This window comes from Stenotrophomonas sp. YJH_SMC_106-19, from assembly GCF_059368375.1.
The window spans coordinates 273,409-294,806 of sequence record NZ_JCAFRQ010000004.1; the positions used below are offsets into that span (position 1 = coordinate 273,409).

Annotated in this window: 20 protein-coding genes; 9 read left to right on the forward strand and 11 right to left on the reverse strand. The window is 66.5% G+C overall.

The genetic code is table 11. The features are described from left to right. The first annotated feature begins 79 nt into the window (after positions 1-79). Positions 80-1,102 (forward strand): L-threonine 3-dehydrogenase, encoded by a 1,023-nt coding sequence (gene tdh, locus AC5P5M_RS13980; RefSeq protein ID WP_053520036.1) that lies wholly within the window; start codon positions 80-82, stop codon positions 1,100-1,102. A 142-nt stretch (positions 1,103-1,244) separates the two neighbouring features. Here the strand turns inward: tdh and AC5P5M_RS13985 are convergent, their stop codons facing one another. Further along, positions 1,245-1,937 carry a TorF family putative porin gene (locus tag AC5P5M_RS13985; protein WP_128989467.1) on the reverse strand — a complete coding sequence of 231 codons (693 nt, stop codon included), beginning with the start codon at positions 1,935-1,937 and terminating at the stop codon, positions 1,245-1,247. Positions 1,938-2,136: 199 nt separating this feature from the next. Here AC5P5M_RS13985 and kbl point away from each other — a divergent pair, with 199 nt between their 5' ends. Continuing rightward, positions 2,137-3,345 carry a glycine C-acetyltransferase gene (kbl, locus tag AC5P5M_RS13990; RefSeq protein ID WP_065175932.1) on the forward strand — a complete coding sequence of 403 codons (1,209 nt, stop codon included), beginning with the start codon at positions 2,137-2,139 and terminating at the stop codon, positions 3,343-3,345. A gap of 105 nt (positions 3,346-3,450) precedes the next feature. Here the strand turns inward: kbl and AC5P5M_RS13995 are convergent, their stop codons facing one another. The 4 genes from AC5P5M_RS13995 to AC5P5M_RS14010 all read right to left on the reverse strand — a co-directional run bounded on the left by AC5P5M_RS13995 (position 3,451) and on the right by AC5P5M_RS14010 (position 6,518). Continuing rightward, positions 3,451-3,786 (reverse strand): hypothetical protein, encoded by a 336-nt coding sequence (locus AC5P5M_RS13995; protein ID WP_065175931.1) that lies wholly within the window; start codon positions 3,784-3,786, stop codon positions 3,451-3,453. A gap of 86 nt (positions 3,787-3,872) precedes the next feature. Continuing rightward, positions 3,873-4,679, reverse strand: coding sequence for a pseudouridine synthase (locus tag AC5P5M_RS14000; protein ID WP_476342339.1), 807 nt, complete (start codon positions 4,677-4,679; stop codon positions 3,873-3,875). Between the two features lie 20 nt (positions 4,680-4,699). Continuing rightward, the gene (locus AC5P5M_RS14005; RefSeq protein ID WP_065182879.1) at positions 4,700-5,206 is read right to left on the reverse strand and encodes a hypothetical protein; all 507 of its coding nucleotides are present in this window, start codon (positions 5,204-5,206) and stop codon (positions 4,700-4,702) included. Positions 5,207-5,426: 220 nt separating this feature from the next. Continuing rightward, the gene (locus AC5P5M_RS14010) at positions 5,427-6,518 is read right to left on the reverse strand and encodes an OmpA family protein (RefSeq protein WP_164153140.1); all 1,092 of its coding nucleotides are present in this window, start codon (positions 6,516-6,518) and stop codon (positions 5,427-5,429) included. A 357-nt stretch (positions 6,519-6,875) separates the two neighbouring features. On the opposite strand from AC5P5M_RS14010, the gene AC5P5M_RS14015 reads away from it, so the two are divergent. From AC5P5M_RS14015 to AC5P5M_RS14035, 5 genes are all read left to right on the forward strand, one after another. Continuing rightward, positions 6,876-7,895 (forward strand): zinc-binding alcohol dehydrogenase family protein, encoded by a 1,020-nt coding sequence (locus AC5P5M_RS14015; RefSeq protein ID WP_495206046.1) that lies wholly within the window; start codon positions 6,876-6,878, stop codon positions 7,893-7,895. A gap of 99 nt (positions 7,896-7,994) precedes the next feature. Further along, positions 7,995-8,639 carry a membrane protein YczE gene (yczE, locus tag AC5P5M_RS14020; protein ID WP_461288438.1) on the forward strand — a complete coding sequence of 215 codons (645 nt, stop codon included), beginning with the start codon at positions 7,995-7,997 and terminating at the stop codon, positions 8,637-8,639. Between the two features lie 102 nt (positions 8,640-8,741). Continuing rightward, positions 8,742-10,772, forward strand: a complete 2,031-nt coding sequence (locus tag AC5P5M_RS14025) for an NADPH-dependent 2,4-dienoyl-CoA reductase (protein WP_065182875.1) — start codon at positions 8,742-8,744, stop codon at positions 10,770-10,772. A 301-nt stretch (positions 10,773-11,073) separates the two neighbouring features. Beyond that, positions 11,074-11,532 carry a cell wall hydrolase gene (locus AC5P5M_RS14030; RefSeq protein WP_053520031.1) on the forward strand — a complete coding sequence of 153 codons (459 nt, stop codon included), beginning with the start codon at positions 11,074-11,076 and terminating at the stop codon, positions 11,530-11,532. Positions 11,533-11,617: 85 nt separating this feature from the next. Next, entirely contained in the window at positions 11,618-12,229 is a 612-nt protein-coding gene (locus AC5P5M_RS14035) for a glutathione S-transferase N-terminal domain-containing protein (protein WP_053520032.1), read from the forward strand. Positions 12,230-12,317: 88 nt separating this feature from the next. Here AC5P5M_RS14035 and AC5P5M_RS14040 read toward each other — a convergent pair whose 3' ends face one another. The 6 genes from AC5P5M_RS14040 to AC5P5M_RS14065 all read right to left on the reverse strand — a co-directional run bounded on the left by AC5P5M_RS14040 (position 12,318) and on the right by AC5P5M_RS14065 (position 18,822). Beyond that, positions 12,318-13,373, reverse strand: a complete 1,056-nt coding sequence (locus AC5P5M_RS14040) for a suppressor of fused domain protein (RefSeq protein WP_065176008.1) — start codon at positions 13,371-13,373, stop codon at positions 12,318-12,320. A gap of 45 nt (positions 13,374-13,418) precedes the next feature. Next, positions 13,419-13,922 (reverse strand): hypothetical protein, encoded by a 504-nt coding sequence (locus AC5P5M_RS14045; RefSeq protein ID WP_053520034.1) that lies wholly within the window; start codon positions 13,920-13,922, stop codon positions 13,419-13,421. Between the two features lie 159 nt (positions 13,923-14,081). After that, complete coding sequence (prpE, locus tag AC5P5M_RS14050; protein WP_180875745.1) at positions 14,082-15,962, reverse strand: propionate--CoA ligase; 1,881 nt, start codon at positions 15,960-15,962, stop codon at positions 14,082-14,084. Between the two features lie 558 nt (positions 15,963-16,520). Then, positions 16,521-17,135: an RluA family pseudouridine synthase gene (locus AC5P5M_RS14055; protein WP_128988931.1), complete on the reverse strand. Its 615-nt coding sequence runs from the start codon at positions 17,133-17,135 to the stop codon at positions 16,521-16,523. A 90-nt stretch (positions 17,136-17,225) separates the two neighbouring features. Further along, positions 17,226-18,212, reverse strand: coding sequence for a malate dehydrogenase (locus AC5P5M_RS14060; protein WP_005415428.1), 987 nt, complete (start codon positions 18,210-18,212; stop codon positions 17,226-17,228). Between the two features lie 118 nt (positions 18,213-18,330). Continuing rightward, positions 18,331-18,822 carry a peptidylprolyl isomerase gene (locus tag AC5P5M_RS14065; protein ID WP_053520333.1) on the reverse strand — a complete coding sequence of 164 codons (492 nt, stop codon included), beginning with the start codon at positions 18,820-18,822 and terminating at the stop codon, positions 18,331-18,333. A 249-nt stretch (positions 18,823-19,071) separates the two neighbouring features. On the opposite strand from AC5P5M_RS14065, the gene typA reads away from it, so the two are divergent. Together typA and AC5P5M_RS14075 are read left to right on the forward strand one after the other, a co-directional pair. Beyond that, entirely contained in the window at positions 19,072-20,919 is a 1,848-nt protein-coding gene (gene typA, locus AC5P5M_RS14070; RefSeq protein ID WP_053520332.1) for a translational GTPase TypA, read from the forward strand. A gap of 8 nt (positions 20,920-20,927) precedes the next feature. After that, positions 20,928-21,395, forward strand: coding sequence for a DUF2127 domain-containing protein (locus tag AC5P5M_RS14075; RefSeq protein ID WP_065176006.1), 468 nt, complete (start codon positions 20,928-20,930; stop codon positions 21,393-21,395). Positions 21,396-21,398 lie beyond the last annotated feature (3 nt).

Sequence of the window (21,398 nt, forward strand, 5' to 3'; positions counted from 1 at the left end):
GCAACATTGGAATTCCGCGCAGACCTCTATAATCCGCGCTTTCCCCCTGATGAGTTCCACCCCGATGGCGCAGCAAACGATGAAGGCCCTGGTCAAGCGCGAAGCGGCCAAGGGCATCTGGCTCGAAGAGGTCCCGGTGCCGACCCCGGGCCCGAACGAGGTCCTGATCAAGCTGGAAAAGACCGCCATCTGCGGTACCGACCTGCACATCTACCTGTGGGACGAGTGGAGCCAGCGCACCATCAAGCCGGGCCTGACCATCGGCCACGAATTCGTCGGTCGCATCGCCGCGCTTGGCTCGGCGGTGACCGGCTATGAGGTTGGCCAGCGCGTCTCGGCCGAAGGCCACATCGTCTGCGGCCACTGCCGCAACTGCCGTGGCGGCCGCCCGCACCTGTGCCCGAACACCGTCGGCATCGGCGTGAACGTCAATGGCGCCTTCGCCGAGTACATGGTGATGCCCGCCAGCAACCTGTGGCCGATCCCCGACCAGATTCCGTCCGAACTGGCGGCCTTCTTCGACCCGTACGGCAACGCCGCGCACTGCGCGCTGGAGTTCGACGTGATCGGCGAGGACGTGCTGATCACCGGCGCCGGCCCGATCGGCATCATCGCTGCGGGCATCTGCAAGCACATCGGTGCGCGCAACGTGGTGGTGACCGACGTCAACGACTTCCGCCTGAAGCTGGCCGCCGACATGGGCGCGACGCGCGTGGTCAATGTCACCAACACCTCGCTGAAGGACGTGATGAAGGAACTGCACATGGAGGGCTTCGACGTGGGCCTGGAAATGAGCGGCAATCCGCGCGCCTTCAACGACATGCTCGACTGCATGTACCACGGCGGCAAGATCGCCATGCTCGGCATCATGCCCAAGGGTGCCGGCTGCGACTGGGACAAGATCATCTTCAAGGGCCTGACCGTGCAGGGCATCTACGGCCGCAAGATGTACGAGACCTGGTACAAGATGACGCAGCTGGTGCTGTCCGGTTTCCCGCTCGGCAAGGTGATGACTCACCAGCTGCCGATCGACGACTTCCAGAAGGGCTTCGACCTGATGGAAGAAGGCAAGGCCGGCAAGGTGGTACTGAGCTGGAATTGATCACTCGTGCCTCCGGCGCGACTGCCTGATTCCCCCGCATCTCACTTTGTCCCCGGCCGTTGGCCGGCCCACAGAGTGCCCGACGCCAGACACGAAAAAGGCACCTCCAGGGGTGCCTTTTTCGTGTGATGTCATGCGCCGCTTACTGGCCTACCGCCACCGTGAACACCACCCGGTTGTCGGCCAGCTTGCCGCTGTTGTCGCGGCCGTTGCCGTCGGTGCCGTAGTAGCCCAGGCCGAGGGTGAACAGACCCCAGGTACGGGCCACGCCAACGTTCCAGTCGGTGTAATCCTTGGCAATACCCTTTTCGAAGGTGCTGCGGCCGACGCTGGCGCTCAGCGTGAAATCCTGCGGCAGGCCCCACTCGCCGCCCAGCGCGTAATACCAGCCATCGGTGCTGCTGTTCCACACGTCGTTGCTGTAGGCCACCGTCAGCTTGTAGGTGTCATCCAGCGTGGTGGTGGTGATCAGCTCGTTGTAGTTCAGCTCGCTGGCGCCGGGGTAGGTGTAGCGGTTCAGCAGCACATCGAAGTTCACGCGCTCGGTGGCGTCGACGCCGTAGCCGATCTGGTAATCCACTTCGACGCTCGGGTCGCCCGGGCCGAAGTCCACGCCCGATCCCCAGACACCGGCATACAGACCAACCGGGCTGGTATAGGTGAAACCGGCCTGCAGGGTGGGATCCTCATCGGTCTGCGACACACCACGGAACAGGTAATCCGACACGGCGGTAACGTTCCAGCTGTACGGCGATTCGCTTTCCTGGGCGCTGGCGGCAAACGGGGCCAGGGTCAGGGCGGCGGCAAGGGCGAGGCAGGCACGAGCGTGCTTCATGGTCGTCTCCGGTGGGGGGCGGTGGCGTGCAGGGCAGTTGCGGGAACCGGAGCCAGAACGGGCCGGTTCACGATTTTTTAACCCGTTTGCTATTGCATTGCAACATGTGCCGGCCATGGCGGTGCCTGCCTGCCGCCGGTCGCCAGCCATCGATGCCCGGTAGAATCGTCGGTTTCCCGTGCTGAGCCGTGCCCACGCCATGACCGACGCCTCCTCCGCCCTGACCCGCCACTATGCCGAGGAACTGGACGCCATCCGCGCCCAGGGCCTGTTCAAGTCCGAGCGGATCATCACCAGTCCGCAATCGGCCGAGATCACGCTGGCCGATGGCCGCAAGGTGCTGAACTTCTGCGCCAACAACTACCTGGGCCTGGCCGATCATCCCGACCTGATCCAGGCCGCCAAGGATGCTCTGGATACCCACGGCTTCGGCATGGCCTCGGTGCGCTTCATCTGCGGCACCCAGGACCTGCACAAGCAGCTTGAGAAACAGATCGCCGATTTCTTCGGCAAGCAGGACACCATCCTGTATGCGGCCTGTTTCGATGCGAACGGCGGCCTGTTCGAGCCGCTGCTCGGCGAGAACGATGCGATCATCTCGGACGCACTGAACCACGCATCGATCATCGACGGGGTGCGCCTGTGCAAGGCCAAGCGCTTCCGCTACGCCAACTGCGACATGGCCGACCTGGAAGCGCAGCTGCAGGCCGCCGACGCCGCCGGCTGCAGGACCAAGCTGATCACCACCGACGGCGTGTTCTCGATGGACGGCTTCATTGCCCCGCTGGACGAGATCACCGCGCTCGCGAAGAAGTACAACGCGCTGGTGCACATCGACGAATGCCATGCCACGGGTTTCCTTGGCGCCACCGGTCGTGGCTCGGCCGAGGTGAAGGGTGTGCTGGAAAAGATCGACATCATCACCGGCACTCTGGGCAAGGCCATGGGGGGCGCACTGGGCGGCTTCACCTGCGCCAGCGCCGAAGTGATCGAACTGCTGCGCCAGCGCTCGCGCCCGTACCTGTTCTCCAACTCGCTGCCGCCGCATGTGGTCGCCGCCGGCATCAAGGCCTTCGAGATGCTGGCTGCCGCCGACGACCTGCGCGATCGGCTGGCCGAGAACACCGCGTACTTCCGCGGGAAGATGACCGCCGCCGGCTTCGACGTGAAGCCGGGCGTGCATCCGATCAGCCCGGTGATGCTGTACGACGCACCGTTGGCGCAGAAGTTCGCCGAGCGCCTGCTCGAGGAAGGCATCTATGCGATCGGCTTCTTCTTCCCGGTGGTGCCCAAGGGACAGGCACGTATCCGCACCCAGATCAGCGCCGCGCACAGCCGCGAGCAGCTGGACCGCGCGATCGACGCCTTCTCCCGCATCGGCGTCGAGCTGGGCGTGATCAAGGGTTGATCGCCCCGAGGGGCAGCGCCGGGCCATGCCCGGCGGTTTCCCGACAGCCGCGCCATGCGCTCGCCGGGCACAGCCCGGCGCTACCGGAATGACGCGCAATGCGCGTCATTTCTTTTTCTTCTTGTCCTTCGGCTCATCCTTGCTGGCCACCACGACCGGCTTGGCGGCAGCGTCCTGGGCATTGCCACGGGCGACGCGGATGCCATTGGCCTTCATCCATGCATCGAACTCGTCGGCGGTCATCTTCCTGTCGCCGTCGCTCATCAGGAAGCGGTAACTGCCGCGACCATCCAGTTCCGGGGTTTTCACTTCCACCACCGGGGTTTCGGCAGGCGTTTCCGTCTTGGCCATTTTCTTGTGGCCACCGCAGGCGGCCAGCAGCACGATCGGCAGCAGCAAGCCGGCACAGCGCAGGGTTCGGTTGAGGGACGAGTGGTACATGGGCAGGCTCCGTTCGGGATTTCGACGACCAGGCGCCCCCTACGCCTGGAACGGTGACCGGCATCCGCCGGCCGCGGGCATGACGCTCAGCCCGGTGCAGCGGCCCCCAGCCGCTGCTGGTCATTGACCTCCAGCATCCGCCACTGGCCCTTGCCGAGATCGTCGAGCGCCAGGTCGCCGATCGCGACCCGGACCAGGCGCAGCACCTGCAGGTCGAAGGCCGCCAGCAGGCGGCGGATGTGGCGGTTGCGGCCCTCGTCGAGGACCACCTCCAGCCACGCGGTCTTGTCGCCGCTGCGCAGCACGCGCACGGCCCGGGCGGCCAGGAATTCACCCTCGTCGTCCACCCCGGCCTGCAGCGCCGCCAGCGTGGCCGCATCGGGCAGGCGATCGATCTGCACGTGGTAGGTCTTGTCCGGCCCGGTCTGCGGATCGGACAGGCGCGCCGCCCACTGCGGATCGTTGCTGAACAGCAACAGGCCCTCACTGGCCTTGTCCAGCCGGCCGACCGGCGCGATCCAGGGCAGGCCGGCGCCGTCGAAGCAGCGGTATACGGTGTCACGGCCGCGCTCGTCCTGCGCGGTGGTCACCACCCCGCGCGGCTTGTTGAGCATCAGGTAAAGCCGCTGCGGCGGCGCCAGCGGCAGGCCATCGACCTCGATGGGAGGTGCCGGGCTGCCGATCGGAAACTCCGGGTCACGGACGATACGGCCGGAGACGCGCACGCGGCCCTCGGCGATCCAGCGCGCGGCTTCGCTGCGCGAGCACACGCCGGCCTTGGAGAGCACACGCGCCAGGCCATGGCGCACACCCTTGGATGCATCCGGATCCGCGCGCCCACGCAGGACGTGGGAGCGGGCGGCGGGGGCGGCAGGTGGGCGGCGCGTACGCAAGCCTCTGCTCCCCGCGACGGTTACTTCTTATCGACCGGCTTGGTCTCAGCCGGTGCTTCGGCCGCGGCCGGGGTGGCCACCGGTGCCGGGCGCGCCTTGACCACGCGGACGCCACGCGCCTTCATCCAGGCATCGAATTCCTCGGCGGTCATGCGCTTGCCGTTCTGGCTCATGTCGAAGCGCCACGGCGTATTGTCGAATTCGGTCTGCGGCTTGTACGCCGCCGGATCGTTCGGCTTCACCGCCGGCGCGCTCGGAATCGCCTTGGCGATGTTCTGGCAGCCGTCGATGCGCAGGCGTTGCAGCACCTGGTCCAGCGACTGCGAAGGATCGTAGCTGCTGCTCAGCACACCGGCCGGCATGCCCAGCTGGTTGCCACGGATGTACAGCTCGTCGGCCACCGGCGCGATGGTCGTGGCCGGCAGCGGCAGCGGCGAAGCGCTGGTATTGACCGAGCAATCGACCGCAGCGTGAGCGGCAGGAACCAGGGCCAGCGCCAGGACGGCGGCCGATGCAGAGCGCAGCATGAGAGGCATCCACGGAAGGAAGGTGACGCGGCGAGTGTAGCAATGCGGCGACAGCTTTCAAGCGCCACTTTCAATGAATGCGCCAACTCATTGGTTTTTTGGACAAAAAGCCGACAAACGGTTGGTCCATCAAGGCCCGTTCCGGCTTTTCCCGCCGCAGATACAACAAGACCCGGCCGAAGCCGGGTCCTGCTGTGTCTTGCGGGCGAAACGTCAGAACTTAGTTCTGGACGTTCAGCTCGGTACGACGGTTCTTGGCGCGACCTTCCGGATTGTCCGAACCATCCGGGTTGGTGTTCGGAGCAATCGGACGGCTCTCGCCGTAGCCGATCGGGCCGACCAGACGCGAAGCGTCCACGCCGTTCTTGGTCAGGTAGTTGTACACCGCGGTGGCGCGGCGCTCCGACAGCTTCTGGTTGTAAGCGTCGGTACCCTTCGAGTCGGTGTGACCGGCGACTTCAACGCGCAGATCCGGGTAACGCTTCAGGATCTCGGTGGCTTCGCTCAGGATGGCCACGGCGTCCGGACGCAGGTTCGACTTGTCGAAGTCGAAGTTCACGCCCTTCAGGTCGATCGAGACCGGCACCGGGCAACCGTCCGGACCGATGGTCTGACCCGGCTGCGAGTTCGGGCACTTGTCATCGCAGTTGTTGACGCCGTCACCGTCGTCATCCAGGTCGGCGCAGCTCGGGGCAACCGGAGCCGGAGCCGGAGCAGCCGCGACCGGAGCCGGGCCCAGCGGGATCACGACACCGACCGAAGCCAGCACGTCGCCGAACCAGTCTTCGCTGGCAGCGTGGTAGCTCTTGTCGTCGAAGTCAGCGCGGTATGCCACTTCGGCGCGGACAGCAACGCGCTTGTCGAAGGTGGTCTGCAGGCCGACGCCGAGCTTGGCGGCAACGTTGCCGTCCTTGCGCTCACGCGGACCATTCAGGCTGTTGGCCGGGTACTCTTCTTCCGACTTCTGGTAGCCCAGGCCACCGACGATGTACGGGTTCCAGCCGCGGCCTTCCTTGATGAAGTGGCGACGCAGGTCCAGCGAGATGCCGTACTGCGACCAGTTCAGGTCCTGATTGCTGTCGAAGTTCGGGTTCTGGTAGTTCAGCTCACCGTCCAGCGACCAGTTCGGGCTGATGAACTTACCCAGGCCCAGGGTCACGAACGGAGCGTCGTTGGTCAGACGGTCGCTGTCCTGGAAGTTGAAGCCGGCCGAACCGGTCAGGTACCAGCGGTCATCGAACTCCTGCGCAGAAGCAGCCTGGGCGAAAGCCAGACCACCCAGCAGCGCGGCAGTAAGGATCTTCTTGTTCATTGAGTACAGCTCCTATTTCGGGGGTATGAAACCGGTAGAGGCATGGGCCAGCACTACTGCGTCGATGTTCAGACAGCCGATTCAGCACGCCACCGCCGCGAACATTATGCTCAGGCGGGTGAAGGCCATGTTAACAGTCCCGTAACATGTGAAGTGTTGCGCCCGACCGGCCACCGGTCCGACGTTGAAACCCTATACAGGATGATGAAAATCCGCAAGACCCTCGCCCCATAAGGGTTTGACGGTGTTTAGGCAACGCAGGCGACATTCTGCGGAACGCGCGGCGAAGGAGATTCAGCGCGCCCCCGGAAACGTGAGGAACCTTATGATGAAAAGGGAAACCGAGCCGGAGCCGAGATGAAAGCCGTCGCCCTGAGTCGTGAATCCGCCCCCGCCCTGCAGGATCTCCGGCTGCCGCCGCCGCTGCCGCCAGCCGGCCGCGATCTGCTGGTCCGCGTGCAGGCGGTTTCGATCAATCCGGTCGACGGCAAGCAGCGTGCCGCCACCGATCCGGCCACGCTGGACACGCCGCGGGTGCTCGGCTGGGATGCGGCGGGCGTGGTCGAGGCCATCGGCGAGGACGCCCGCCTGTTCGCCTCCGGCGACGAGGTCTACTACGCCGGCGATGTCACCCGCTCCGGCTGCAATGCCCAGTATCAGCTGGTGGATGAGCGGCTGGTCGCACGCAAGCCCACCACGCTGGATTTCGCCGAGGCAGCGGCGCTGCCGCTGACCACGCTGACCGCATGGGAGCTGCTGTTCGAGCGCATGCCGCTGCATCTGGATGACCGCCGCCACGCCGGGCAGCACCTGTTGGTGATCGGCGGCGCCGGCGGCGTCGGTTCGATGGCCATCCAGCTGGCCCACCATGCCGGCTTCACGGTCGTTGCCACCGCCTCCCGCGAGCGGTCGGCCGACTGGTGCCGGCAGATGGGCGCCCATCACGTGATCGACCATCGCCAGCCGCTGCAGCCGCAGCTGCAGGCGTTGGGCATCAGCGCCGTGCAGATCGCGCTCAACCTGGCCGACACCGATCACTACTGGGATGAACTGGGCCAGCTGCTGGCGCCGCAGGGGCACGTCGGGCTGATCGTCGAACCCCGTGGCGCGCTGCGCATCGGCGACCCGTACAAGGCCAAATGCATCGGCATCCACTGGGAATTCATGTTCGCGCGATCGCGCTTCGATACCGCCGACCGCATCGAGCAGCACCGCATCCTGAGCCGCGCCGCGAGCATGATCGATGCAGGCCAGCTGCGTGGCACGCTCAGCGAGACACTCGGCACGATCAATGCCGCCAACCTGCAGGCGGCGCATGAGCGGCTGGCCAGCGGCCGCACGCTGGGCAAGCTGGCACTGGCAGGCTGGGACGACTGACGCGCGCGCTGTGGCGCGGGATTCACCCGGATCTGTATCTATGGGAGCTGGCGATTCGGGATTACGGTGGAGACAGATTCCCTCCCCCCGAGCGCTCCCATGCCCACTGCCCTGCCCCTGCGCCTGCTGCAACTGATCGTCGGCCTGTTCCTGTACGGCTTCGGCGCCTCGCTGATGATCCGTGCCGCGATCGGTGTCGCGCCCTGGGACGTGCTGTCACAGGGCGTCGCGGCGCAGACCCCGCTGTCCTTCGGCCTGGCCACGAACGTGATCGGCGCGCTGGTCCTGCTGCTGTGGTGGCCCCTGCGGCAGAAGCCGGGCGTCGGCACCGTGCTCAACGTGCTGCTGATCGGTCCGTCCGCGCAGTTCGGCCTGTGGCTGTTGCCGCCGGCTGTCGGCCTGGTCTGGCAGGTGGCGATGTTCGGTGCCGGCATGCTGCTGGTGGCACTGGCCACCGGCCTGTACATCGGCGCGCGGCTCGGCCCCGGCCCGCGCGACGGGCTGATGACCGGCCTGCATGCCCGCACCGGCTGGCCGATCTGGAAGGTGCGCAGCCTGATCGAAGGCAGCGTCCTGCTGCTGGGCTGGTGGCTGGGAGGCAACGTGGGCGTCGGCACCCTGGCCTTTGCGCTGCTGATCGGCCCGCTGTGCGGGGTGACGCTGGGCTGGTTCGGCATCGGCCGGCCCCTGCCGGCGGGTGGCGCCGGGGCACGCCCGGCGAGCGCGCAGCGCGGCCACGGGTAGCCGCATCGCCGGGCATGGCCCGGCGCTACCGATTCGCCCGCCCCTTGCCCCGACCGCCGTTTCGCGGCACGCTTCGCGCTTCCGTACGCAAGCGTATCGACCATGTCGCCAGCCAACGAAAGCGCCTATCCCCACCTGTTCGCCCCGCTCGATCTGGGCTTCACCCAGCTGCGCAACCGGGTGCTGATGGGTTCGATGCACACCGGGCTGGAAGATCGCGCGCGCGATTTCCCGCGCCTGGCCGCCTACTTCGCCGAGCGCGCCGAAGGCGGCGTCGGCCTGATCGTCACCGGCGGCTTCGCCCCCAACGTGGTCGGCTGGCTCAAACCCTTCGGCGGCAAGCTGTCCTGGCCCTGGGAAGTGCGTCCGCACCGGCAACTGACGGCCGCCGCCCACCAGCATGGCGCGAAGATCTGTCTGCAGCTGCTGCACGCCGGCCGCTATGCCTACCACCCCCTGTCGGTGGCGCCCTCCAAGCTCAAGGCGCCGATCAATCCGTTCACCCCGCGCGCACTGTCGGCCAGCGGCGTCGAACGGCACATCGCCGATTACGCACGCAGCGCCAGGCTGGCACGCGAAGCCGGCTACGACGGTGTCGAAGTGATGGGCTCGGAGGGATACCTCATCAACGAGTTCATCGCCCCGCGCACCAACACGCGCACGGACCGCTGGGGCGGCGATGCCTCCCAGCGCATGCGCTTCGCAGTGGAGATCGTGCGCCGCATCCGCGAAGCCTGCGGCCCGGATTTCATCATCATCTACCGGCTGTCACTGGTGGATCTGGTTGAGGACGGCAGCAACTGGGAGGAAATCGTGCAGCAGGCGCAGGCCATCGAGGCCGCGGGCGCGACGATCATCAATTCCGGCATCGGCTGGCACGAGGCGCGCATTCCCACCATCGCCACCTCGGTGCCCCGCGCCGCCTTCGCCGGGGTCACCGCCAAGCTGAAGCCGCATGTGGCGGTGCCGCTGGTGGCGACCAACCGCATCAACATGCCCGAGGTTGCCGAGCGCATTCTCGCCGACGGCGGTGCGGACATGGTGTCGCTTGCGCGCCCGCTGCTGGCCGACCCGCAATGGCCGAACAAGGCGCGCGCCGGCCGGGCCGACACGATCAACACGTGCATCGCCTGCAACCAGGCATGCCTGGACCACGTCTTCGAGAACAAGCTGGCCAGTTGCCTGGTCAATCCGCGGGCCGCGCACGAAACCGAACTGGTCTACCGCCCGACGTCCACACCGAAGCGGGTGGCGGTGGTGGGCGCGGGCCCGGCCGGCCTGGCCTGCGCCACGGTGGCCGCCGAGCGCGGTCACCAGGTCACCCTGTTCGACGCCAGCGACGAGATCGGCGGCCAGTTCAATGTGGCCAAGCGCATCCCGGGCAAGGAAGAGTTCCACGAGACGCTGCGCTATTTCCGCCACAAGCTGCAGGACACGGGCGTGCAGCTGCGCCTGGGTACCCGGGCAGACGCGACCTGTCTGGCCGGCTTCGACGAGGTCGTGCTGGCGACCGGCATCACGCCGCGCCGGGTCGACTTCCCCGGCGCGGACCACGCCAAGGTCGTCAGCTACCTGGACGTGCTGCAGGGCCGGGTCGAGGTGGGCGCCAGCGCGGCCATCATCGGTGCCGGCGGCATCGGCTTCGATGTCGGGGAATTCCTCAGCCACGAGGGCCCATCGCCGTCGCTGGACCCGCAGCGCTGGATGGCCGAATGGGGGGTGGACGCCACCTTCGAGGCCCGCGGCTCGCTGGCCCGCCCGCAGGTGGACGCTTCGCCACGCCGGCTGTGGCTGCTGCAGCGCAGCCCCGGCAAGCCGGGTGCGCGCCTGGGCAAGACCACCGGTTGGATCCATCGCGCCACGCTGAAGGCCAAGGGCGTGCGGATGCTGGGCGGCGTCGAGTATCTCGGCGTGGACGACCAGGGGCTGCGCATCCGCGTGGAAGGCAGCGAACAGCTGCTGCCGGTGGATCATGTGGTGATCTGTGCAGGGCAGGAACCGAACCGCGCGCTGCAGGCCGAACTGCAGGCGGCGGGCATCAGCGCACAGCTGATCGGCGGTGCCGATGTGGCCGCCGAACTGGACGCCAAACGCGCCATCGATCAGGGCAGCCGGGTGGCGGCCGCCCTTTGATCCAGACCTGAATGGGCGGCGGGACTGTGATTTCCGTCACCCACCTCAAAGCTGAATGTCAAGCCGGGCGATTCATGATGCGTTCGGCCAGCCCCCCCTACCTTGCGCCAACTTTCCGCTCACCACCCAGTTTCCGGTGAGCCGGTGCGGCCCTCCCGGATCGTTCATCGATCCTCTTTTCCCGGGCCGCCCACGGGGCGGCCCCGATGGCCGCCTCCCCATGACGCCAAGTCGTACCCCGCCTCCTGCCCTCTCTTCGGCCGGAACCCCGTGGTGCGGCCCATACGGAGCAAGGAGTTATATGAAACTGGCCTGGATTCTCTGGCTGTCGCAGTTGCTGCCCCAGCCGGCGGCTGATTCATTGTGTTTGAGCACCACCGTGTACCTGGAAGCCCGCGACCAGACCCTGCGCGGCCAGCAGGCCGTGGCCGAAGTGGCACTGCGCCGCCTCGACAGCGGCCTGTGGGGAGACTCGATGTGCCAGGTGGTGACCGCACGCAAGCAGTTCGCCCCGACCATCGTCTCCCCCGGCACCCAGCTGGGCAACGACGCGGCCTGGAGCGAGGCCATGAGCGTGGCCTTCGATGCGGAGCGCAACTGGGCGCTGCCGGCCGGCGAGCGCCGCGAGATCGTTCCCGGTGCCAGCCATTTCGCCGCCCTGGCCATCGCCAGCCCGAACTGGCGCAATGCCTACCAGGTGGCCACCATCGGTGATCACACCTTCTATAAGGTGCAGAACCTCAAGCCCCGGCAGTCGTAACGAACTGTTGCCGGCGGCAGCGTTGCCGCGCGCCGGCAGGCTCTGGGATAGTGGGCGATTCCCGCACACCCCGCCTGGAGTTCCCATGAAGCTGTACAGCAAGCCCGGTGCCTGCTCCACCGCCGACCACATCGCCCTGCAGTGGACCGGCCAGCCGTTCGAGGTCGAACTGCTCGACAAGGACACCCTGAAGGGGCCGGAATTCCTCAAGATCAACCCGGCCGGCTCGGTTCCGGCGCTGGTCGATGGCGACTTCATCCTGCTGCAGAACGCGGCCATCATGGGCTACATCGCCGACCGCTTCCCGCAGGCCGGCCTGGCCGGCGACGGCAGCCCGCGCCAGCGTGCCGAGGCCACCCGCTGGCTGGCCTTCGTCAACTCCGATGTGCACCCGGCGTTCTCGCCGCTGTTCGCACCGGGCAAGTTCATCGGCGATGAGAGCCAGTACGACGCGATCCGCGCGGCCGCCCGCAAGCGCCTGCGCGGCCTGTTCGAGACGGCCGACCGGCAGCTGGCGGACAAGCCCTGGCTGGCCGGTTTCCGCAGCTTCGCCGATCCGTACTTCTACATCACCCTGCGCTGGGCAGCCGGCGCCAAGGTCGACCTGTCGGGGCTGGATCATCTGGCCGCCTACAAGGCGCGCATGGACGCCGATGCCGGCGTGCAGGCCGCACTGAAGGCCGAAGGCCTGGCCTGACCGCACACGGAGCCGCCGGCAGCGCAGGCGGCTCCGATCCGGCGTCCCGGCCCCGCACCGGGCATCGCCGGCGCCCCGTGTCCACCGTTCAACCGATCTCGCGGATCACGGCACCCTTGGCGTCACGCAGCAGCGTCGGCACCACCTCGACCTGCAGCTGGCCGCCCAGCGGGTAGATCCCGCGCTCGGCACGCACGTCCTGCCACGCCTGGACCCCCTGTGCATCCAATGCCCAGCGCGCGCTGTCGGCATCGACGTCGTTGGCGCCGCCGCCCGCAGCGGGGGTGAACTCCCATTGGCGCTCACGGCTGACCAGCACCAGCGATGCGCCATGGTGCAGGCGCAGCGGCAGCAGCTCGCGCACGCTCGGCACCTGGCCGGCGCCAAGCACCAGCGTGGTCACGCCCGAGACCTGTCGCCAGTCCAGCGTTTCAATGAACAACATGCCGGTGCTGGAGCCCTCCCGCGCACTGCCCGCCTGCACCTGCGCCGCCAGTGCCGGATCATCCAGCAGGTCGCCCCGATGCAGGTCGGTGATCCACAGGGGCATCGCCGGCTCCAGCACGTGCAGCACCCCGCGGGTCGACCAGCGTTTCACTGCAGCCATTTCCCCATCCGTCAGCCCGACCAGCTGCAGGAACTGCAGGCGGCCGTTGGCCGTCTCGCGCGCCGGCAACTGCGGGTCGGCGATGAAAGCCAGATGGCGCAGGCGGGTGTCGGACTCGAGGGCAATCGGGCCGTTCGCGTCAAGGTGGTGGCCGTCCTCGAACACGTTGCCGCTGCCGAACACGTAGCGCGCCAGGTTCTGCAGCAGGTTCATCGGCCATGTCGGCGGTGCCTGTTCGGCGTGCACGCCCTCGCCTGCTGCCAGACGGAAGGTCAGCTCGAATCCGTAGCCGCTTGCTTCGGCGTCACTGCTCTCCTTGGCGTACAGCTCGGACAGGCCATAGGTGATGTAGTGCCAGTGCGGTACCGGCGCCTCCGCACGGTAGACACTGATGCCATCGAGGGGATCCTGGCCGCCCAGCGTGTACGGCAATGCCGTTCCGAAATGCAGGGGCTCCTGGCCCGCGTACAGCGGCGCCAACGCCGCATTGATCGCGTCCCAGCCCGGGGTGTCGGTGTCGTCGTGGTCGTCCTGCACGAGAGGCTCCTGATGGGAATGAAACCATCCACTCTACGCGCTGCGTCAGGCCTGCACGACTCCGCGATCGCCGGCTGCCAGCGATGCCTGCGTTTCCTGCCACCAGCGCTGTGCCAGTGCCGGGCTGCGTGCCTTGCCTACCGCCGCCAGCAGTTCCGGGCACAGGCGCTCCAGGGCCGAGGCATCGGTGCAGCGCTCGATCTTCAACTGCATGAAGTAGCCCTTCAGCCCGAGGTGGCGCCGCACGGCTTCGCTCATCGCCTCGTACAGCTGCTGATACAGCGCCGGGTCCTGTTCGCGGCCATTGCTGAGGCCAGCGACCGGCACCGCATCGGCGCTGCCCCCCACCACTTCGATCAGCTCCATCGCGGCCAGCTGTTCCAGCGCATCGGGTGGCGCCCGCAGTCCTTCGAGCAGACTGCGCAGTTCGGTGTCATCGCGGCGACCATCGACCATCAGCAGGATCGAGCGCAGCGCGGCCGGCAGGCGCCGCGCACGATCCTCGATTTCCTGGCGGCCAGCGGCCGTCTTGGCGTGCAGCAGTGCCATAGCTCCCCCGTTCCATGATGCGCATGCCTGCGCGCCCTGACGGACGCGCTCCCCGGCATCGAGCTTAACGCACCGCTGGTACGGTGAACGCTGCGGTGCAGCACCGCTGCATCCCTTGCCTCGGCCCGCTGCACGCGGCCCCGGCAATACAGGACCGGTCTAGCGTCCCAGCGCGCGGCGGATCTCCTCCAGGGCGGCCGGGTCATCCAGGGTCGACAGATCGCCGGGATCGCGCTGCTCGGCCAGCGCCTGCAGCGAGCGCCGCAGCAGTTTGCCCGAGCGCGTCTTCGGCAATGCGTTGACCACGTGCACGTGCGCCGGCCGTGCAACCGCCCCCAGCGACGTGGTCACCGTTGCCATCATCTCCGCCACCACCGGTGCAGGGTCTTCGCCCCCCAGCCCCTGCTTGAGGGTGACGAAGACCAGCGGCACCTGTCCCTTCAGTTCATCCTTGACGCCGATCACCGCGGCCTCCGCCACACGCGGGTGGCTGGAGATGGCTTCCTCGATCTCACGTGTCCCCAGGCGATGCCCGGCGACGTTGATGACATCGTCGGTACGGCCGAGGATGAAGGTGTAGCCGTCATCGTCGCGGATCGCCCAGTCCAGCGAGCTGTACAGCAGCTCCTTGAAATGGCTGAAGTAGCTCTGCAGGAAGCGGCTGTCGTCGTTCCACACCGTGCTCATGCAGCCCGGCGGCAATGGCGGGGTGACCACCAGGACTCCCTTCTGCCCGGGTGCGACTTCTTCGCCGGTGTTCTCGTCGATCACCTTCATGCGGTAACCGAGGTTGGGGAAACCCGGCGAACCAAAGCGCACCGGCTTCATCTCCAGGCCCGGCAACAGGGTCAAGGCCGGCCAGCCGGTTTCGGTCTGCCAGTAGTTGTCGATGATCGGTTTGCCCAGCGCTTCATTGATCCAGTGCGCGGTCGGCTCATCCAGCGGTTCGCCGGCCAGGAACAGGTACTTCAACGCGCGCAGGTCGTGGCGATGGATGAAATCCGCGTCGTGCTTCTTCAGCACGCGGATCGCGGTGGGAGAGGAGAACATCGTGCGCACGTTGTACTGCTCGCACAGGGCCCACCAGATGCCCGGATCCGGATGGGTCGGCAGGCCTTCGTACAACAGCGATGTGCAACCGCCGATCAGCGGTCCATACACGTTGTAGGAATGTCCTACGGCCCAGCCGACATCGGAGGTGGAGAACATCACCTGCCCCGGCTTGCAGTCGAAGACGGTCTCCATCGACTGTGCCATCGCCACCGCGTATCCGCCCACATCACGCTGCACGCCCTTGGGCTTGCCGGTGGTGCCGGAGGTATACAGCAGATAGCTCGGCTCGCTCGCTTCCAGCCACTGCACCGGAACATCGACGGCACCGACTTCCGCGCGCAGCGTCGCGTACTCGACGTCTCGGCCCTCGATGCGCGGCTCGGCCGGATCCAGCCCGCGCGAAACGATCAGCACGTGCGGCGGTGGATGCCCGGCTTCCGCACAGGCGGCGTCCACCATCGGCTTGTAGGGAATGAGCTTGCCTCCGCGCATGCCGGCATCGGCCGCGATCAGCAGCTTGGGTCTGGCATCGTCGATGCGCAGGGCAAGGTTGTGCGCGGCGAAACCACCGAACACCACCGAGTGCACGGCCCCGATGCGCGCGCAGGCCAGCATCGCGAACACGGCTTCGGCCATGTTCGGCATGTAGATGACCACGCGGTCGCCATGGCCGACGCCCAGGCGCAGGAGCACAGCAGCGAAGTCGTTCACTTCTCGGTACAGCTGCCGGTAGGTGATCTCGCGGGTGCTGTTGGTTTCGGTGGAAATGGCCACCAGCGCGAGCTGGTCGGGCCGAGTGTCCAGATGGCGATCGACCGCGTTGTAACAGAGGTTGGTTTCGCCGCCCACATACCAGCGCCGGAACGGCGGGTTGCTGTAGTCGAGCACCTGTTGCGGCGGCTTGTGCCAATGGATGCGCTTGGCTTCCTCGCCCCAGAACGCCTCCGGCTCGTCGATCGAGCGGCGGTAGGTTTCCTCGTAGTTCATGACGCAGCCCTCCCAGACGAAGTCATGGGTTCGAGCATAGTGCCGCGTTGCCGCGCGTTCCGCCCTACCTTGGTAGGGGGTGGGTTTTCCATGCAGGGCTGCCGCCCTGCACCTGCAGAGGCAACGTCAACGTCAAGAGCTGGACTACCGAGGGATGGCGGGGGGGTCCGGTGGCGGGAGACGCCGTAAACCCGTCCATGGGGGCTTGGCCGCGGCATCCATGCCGCGGACACTCCCGCCACCGGACCCACCCCGCCTTCGACAGTTTCCTGCGATCTGTCGGAACGATCCGACCCACCATCTATTCCGATATCTGACAGATTTCATCCACGCTCGGCGTGGATCCATCAGATCGCGGCATTCTGTCGAAGGTGGGGCGGTGTCGGAGTGCGGGGTGTCCGCGGCATGGATGCCGCGGCCAAGCCTACAGGGACGTACTTGCGGCGTCCCCGCACTCCGACACCGCCCCGCCAACCCACAGATTGCCCGCTTTTGACGTTGAAGTTGCTCTGGCTCGTAGCAGGTGCAGGGCGCAGCCCTGCCGCCCCCTTGCCCTGCTTAGAACGGAGTGGCGGACTCGAACGCCAGCGCGTCGCCCGTCACCGGGTGGGTGAAGTGCAGGCTGCGCGCATGCAGATGCACGCGCTGCGCCGGTGCGGCGCCATACAGCACATCGCCGACGATCGGATGACCCAGGCTGGCCATGTGCAGGCGCAACTGATGGCTGCGCCCGGTCACCGGCTCCAGCGCCACGCGCGTGCGCTGCGCTTCAACATCGCGGGCCAGCACGCGCCAGCGCGTCAGCGCCGGCTTGCCGTGTTCATGGTCGACCTTCTGTTTCGGCCGGTTCGGCCAGTCCACGATCAGCGGCAGATCCACCTCACCGGCATCACCTTCGATCACACCCTGCACGACGGCTTCGTAACACTTGCCCACCCTGCGCTGCTCGAACTGCATCGACAACGCGGCCTGCGTCGTCTTGCCCCGTGCATGCAGCAGCAGACCGGAGGTGACCTGGTCCAGCCGATGCACGGTCAGCGCGTCCGGGTACAGCACCTGCAGGCGGGCCACCACGCAGTCCTGGTTCTCCGCGCTACGGCCAGGCACGGACAGCAGGCCAGCGGGCTTTTCCACCACCAGCAGCGCGTCATCGATGTAATGCAGGTGGATCATGCGGTTCTGCGAAACTCCATATGAAAACGGGGAAGCCGAAGCTTCCCCGTTTCTGTCAGCTGCGTGCCGGCCAGACCGGCACCCGCGGCATCAGCCCAGCAGGTGGGCAACGCCGGCGCGTTCTTCTTCCAGCTCGGCCAGGGTCTTGTCGATGTACTTCTGGCTGAAGTCGTCGATCGGCAGATCCTTGACCAGGGTGTACTTGCCGTTCTCGGTGGTCACGGCGAAGCCGAAGATCACGCCTTCCGGGATGCCGTAGGAACCATCGGACGGCACGCCCATGGTGACCCACTTGCCGTTGCTGCCCAGCACCCAGTCACGCACGTGGTCGATCGCGGCATTGGCCGCCGAAGCCGCCGAGGACGAGCCACGGGCTTCGATGATCGCCGCGCCGCGCTTGCCGACGGTCGGAATGAAGGTGTTGGCATTCCACTCCTGGTCGTTGATCGCATCGGCGATCGAAGCACCATCGGCGGTGGCGAAACGGTAGTCCGGGTACATGGTCGGGCTGTGGTTGCCCCACACCACCAGCTTTTCCATGCCACCGACCGGCTTGCCGAGCTTGGCCGACAGCTGGCTCAGGGCACGGTTGTGGTCCAGGCGCAGCATGGCGGTGAAGTTTTCCGGCTTCAGGTCCGGTGCCGACTTCATGGCGATGTAGGCGTTGGTGTTGGCCGGGTTGCCGACCACCAGCACCTTCACGTCACGGCTGGCGACCTTGTTCAGCGCCGCGCCCTGCGCGGTGAAGATCTTGGCGTTTTCCAGCAGCAGGTCCTTGCGCTCCATGCCCGGGCCGCGCGGACGCGCGCCGACCAGCAGGGCGATGTCGGCATCCTTGAACGCCACTTCAGCGTCGTCGGTGCCGACCATGCCGGCCAGCAGCGGGAAGGCGCAGTCTTCCAGTTCCATCATCACGCCCTTCAGGGCGGCCTGGGCCTTGTCCACCGGCAGCTCCAGCAGCTGCAGGATGACCGGCTGGTCCTTGCCCAGCATTTCGCCGGAGGCGATGCGGAACAGCAGGGCATAACCGATCTGGCCGGCGGCGCCGGTCACGGCAACACGAACGGGTGCTTTCATGGGGGTTTCCTCTTGCTTGCAAGCGTTTGATGGGACGCCGCGGGCGTGGCCCGGCGGGCCTGGCAGGCGGCGGAGAACAGGGAAACGGCCACCCGTGGGTGGCCGTCTCGGAAGGGGGTCAGGCGGCGAGGATCTTGTTCCACTCGGCCACACGGTCGGCCTGTGCGGCCAGCGCGGCGTCGACGTCGCCTTCCAGGGTGATCGAATGGATCACGTCGCCCTGCTTGACCGAATCGACGATGGCCTGGCCTTCCAGAACCTTGCCGAACACGGTGTGGCGGCCGTCCAGCCAATCGGTCTTGATGTGGGTGATGAAGAACTGGCTGCCATTGGTGTTCGGGCCGGCATTGGCCATCGACAGCGAGCCGACCTCATGCTTCACGCCGTTCTTCTCGTCTTCGAACTTGTAGCCCGGGCCACCGGTACCACGGCCCTGCGGGCAACCGCCCTGGATCATGAAGTCGGCGATCACGCGGTGGAAGATCAGGCCGTCATAGAAGCCGTGCTTGACCAGGTTCACGAAGTTGGCAACGGTCAGCGGCGCCTTGTCAGCGAACAGCTCGACCTTGATCGGGCCCTGGGTGGTGTCGAAAGTGGCGATGAGGGACATGAAGATCCTTGTTGCAAAGGGAAAGGCGTCTAGCCACCTAGTTTACACCCGGCTCGTGGCGGCGGCGGCTTCGACCATCGGCGCAGGGCGACGCTTCAGGCTCTGGAGGGGCGCCGCCGGCGGGGCCCCGACGGCCAGCTGAATGGGGCTCCCGGGCGAGCCGGAATCCAGCTTTTCGCGAATCGTCAAGTTCGACGTATAATGTTGGACTTCTTTTTCCAAATCCGGCGCCGACTGGCCCCCTTTCGTATGTCCATCGAAAATCTTCGCAACATCGCCATCGTCGCCCACGTCGACCATGGCAAGACCACCCTGGTCGACCAGCTGCTGAAGCAGTCCGGCACCCTGTCCGAGCGTACCGTCCTCGCCGAGCGCGTGATGGACAGCAACGACCAGGAAAAGGAACGCGGCATCACCATCCTGGCCAAGAACACGGCCATCACCTGGGAAGACAAGAAGACCGGCATCAAGAACCGGATCAACATCGTCGACACCCCCGGCCACGCCGACTTCGGCGGTGAGGTCGAGCGCGTGCTGTCGATGGTCGACACCGTGCTGATCCTGGTCGACGCGATGGACGGCCCGATGCCGCAGACCCGCTTCGTCACCCAGAAGGCCTTCGCGATGGGCTTCAAGCCGATCGTGGTGGTCAACAAGATCGACCGTCCGGGCGCGCGTCCGGACTGGGTGATCGACCAGGTGTTCGATCTGTTCGACAAGCTCGGCGCGACCAACGAGCAGCTGGACTTCCCGATCGTCTACGCGTCGGCCCTGAACGGCTATGCCGGCCTGGAAGACACCGTCCGCGATGGCGACATGACCCCGCTCTACGAAGCGATCATGAAGCACGCGCCGAAGCCCGAAGTGGATCCGGAAGGTGCCTTCCAGATGCGCATCAGCCAGCTGGACTACAACAACTTCGTGGGCGTGATCGGCATCGGCCGCATCCAGCGTGGCACCCTGAAGAAGAACATGCAGGTCACGGTGATCGATCGTGAAGGCAAGAAGCGCAACGGCAAGGTCGCGCAGGTGCTGGGCTTCCTGGGCCTGGAGCGCATCGAGCAGGACACCGCTGAAGCCGGCGACATCGTGGCGATCTCGGGCATTCCGGAGCTGACCATCTCCGACACCCTCTGCCACCCGGACACCCCGGAAGCGCTGCCGGCGCTGACCGTGGACGAGCCGACCATCTCGATGACCTTCCAGGTCAACAACTCGCCGTTCGCGGGCAACAAGGACCTGTCCGGTGGCAAGTTCCTGACCAGCCGCCAGATCAAGGACCGCCTGGACCGTGAAAAGGTCCACAACGTGGCGCTGAAGGTCGAACAGCTGGAGGACGCCGACAAGTTCCTGGTCTCCGGCCGTGGCGAACTGCACCTGTCGGTGCTGATCGAGAACATGCGTCGTGAAGGCTACGAACTGGCCGTGTCGCGTCCGGAAGTGATCATCAAGGAAATCGACGGCCAGCAGATGGAGCCGATCGAACAGCTGGTGGTGGACGTGGAAGAAGTGCACCAGGGCGGCGTGATGGAAAAGCTGGGCACCCGCAAGGGCCAGCTGAAGAACATGGAACCGGACGGCAAGGGCCGCGTGCGCCTGGAATACTCGATCCCGGCCCGTGGCCTGATCGGCTTCCAGAACGAATTCAAGACCCTGACCCAGGGTTCGGGCCTGCTGTTCCACGTGTTCGACCATTACGGTCCGAAGGAACAGGGCGCAATCGCCAAGCGCATCAACGGCGTCATGATCGCCAACGCCCCGGGCGTGACTCCGGCCTACTCCCTGGGCCCGCTGCAGGAACGCGGCAAGCTGTTCGCTGCTGAAGGCGACAATGTGTATGAAGGCCAGCTGGTCGGCATCCACTCCAAGGACAACGACCTGACCGTCAACGCCATCAAGACCAAGCCGCTGACCAACATGCGCGCTTCGGGCAAGGACGATGCGATCCAGCTGACCCCGGCGATCAAGTACTCGCTGGAACAGGCGCTGGACTTCATCGAGGACGACGAGCTGGTCGAGATCACTCCGAAGGAAATCCGGCTGCGCAAGAAGTTCCTGACCGAAAGCGACCGCAAGAAGGCTTCGCGCGGCGGCTGAGCCGGACCGTGAGCCAGAGCGGCTACAACCCGGATCCACACCGGCATCCGGGCCTCCACGTCATCGCCCTGCTCGAAGCGAGCAAGGCGGTGCTGGCGTTGCTGGCTGCGACCGGGCTTGAAGTGCTCGGTCCGCAGCCGCTCCGCGATGGGGTCAATGCCCTGATCCGGCGTTTCAGCCTGGACCCGGATCACGGTACCCTGCCCTCCCTCCTGAACATGATCAATCCCGACGCCGTGCACCTGGCGGCGGCGGCGATGATCGGCTACGGCCTGCTGCACCTGGTGGAAGCCTGGGGCCTCTGGCGGGCCAGGGCCTGGGCCTCCTGGCTGGGCTGCCTGACCGCCGCGCTGTATCTGCCCTTCGATGTCTTCGCCATCGTCCGCCACCCCGGCTGGCCCTCCTGGACGATCCTGGCGATAAACCTGCTCGTGGTCTACGTCCTGGCCCGCGACCTGCGCAAGCGCCACCACTGAGCA

Bases quoted from the DNA above. Each gene is read 5' to 3' on its own strand.
- AC5P5M_RS13985 (WP_128989467.1), bottom strand. From the start codon at position 1,937: ATGAAGCACGCTCGTGCCTGCCTCGCCCTTGCCGCCGCCCTGACCCTG.
- AC5P5M_RS14005 (WP_065182879.1), bottom strand. From the start codon at position 5,206: ATGCTGCGCTCTGCATCGGCCGCCGTCCTGGCGCTGGCCCTGGTTCCT.
- AC5P5M_RS14010 (WP_164153140.1), bottom strand. From the start codon at position 6,518: ATGAACAAGAAGATCCTTACTGCCGCGCTGCTGGGTGGTCTGGCTTTC.
- AC5P5M_RS14025 (WP_065182875.1), top strand. From the start codon at position 8,742: ATGTCGCCAGCCAACGAAAGCGCCTATCCCCACCTGTTCGCCCCGCTC.
- AC5P5M_RS14055 (WP_128988931.1), bottom strand. From the start codon at position 17,135: ATGATCCACCTGCATTACATCGATGACGCGCTGCTGGTGGTGGAAAAG.
- AC5P5M_RS14035 (WP_053520032.1), top strand. From the start codon at position 11,618: ATGAAGCTGTACAGCAAGCCCGGTGCCTGCTCCACCGCCGACCACATC.
- AC5P5M_RS14060 (WP_005415428.1), bottom strand. From the start codon at position 18,212: ATGAAAGCACCCGTTCGTGTTGCCGTGACCGGCGCCGCCGGCCAGATC.
- kbl (WP_065175932.1), top strand. From the start codon at position 2,137: ATGACCGACGCCTCCTCCGCCCTGACCCGCCACTATGCCGAGGAACTG.
- prpE (WP_180875745.1), bottom strand. From the start codon at position 15,962: ATGAACTACGAGGAAACCTACCGCCGCTCGATCGACGAGCCGGAGGCG.
- AC5P5M_RS14065 (WP_053520333.1), bottom strand. From the start codon at position 18,822: ATGTCCCTCATCGCCACTTTCGACACCACCCAGGGCCCGATCAAGGTC.
- AC5P5M_RS14015 (WP_495206046.1), top strand. From the start codon at position 6,876: ATGAAAGCCGTCGCCCTGAGTCGTGAATCCGCCCCCGCCCTGCAGGAT.
- AC5P5M_RS13995 (WP_065175931.1), bottom strand. From the start codon at position 3,786: ATGTACCACTCGTCCCTCAACCGAACCCTGCGCTGTGCCGGCTTGCTG.
- yczE (WP_461288438.1), top strand. From the start codon at position 7,995: ATGCCCACTGCCCTGCCCCTGCGCCTGCTGCAACTGATCGTCGGCCTG.
- tdh (WP_053520036.1), top strand. From the start codon at position 80: ATGAAGGCCCTGGTCAAGCGCGAAGCGGCCAAGGGCATCTGGCTCGAA.
- AC5P5M_RS14030 (WP_053520031.1), top strand. From the start codon at position 11,074: ATGAAACTGGCCTGGATTCTCTGGCTGTCGCAGTTGCTGCCCCAGCCG.
- AC5P5M_RS14045 (WP_053520034.1), bottom strand. From the start codon at position 13,922: ATGGCACTGCTGCACGCCAAGACGGCCGCTGGCCGCCAGGAAATCGAG.
- typA (WP_053520332.1), top strand. From the start codon at position 19,072: ATGTCCATCGAAAATCTTCGCAACATCGCCATCGTCGCCCACGTCGAC.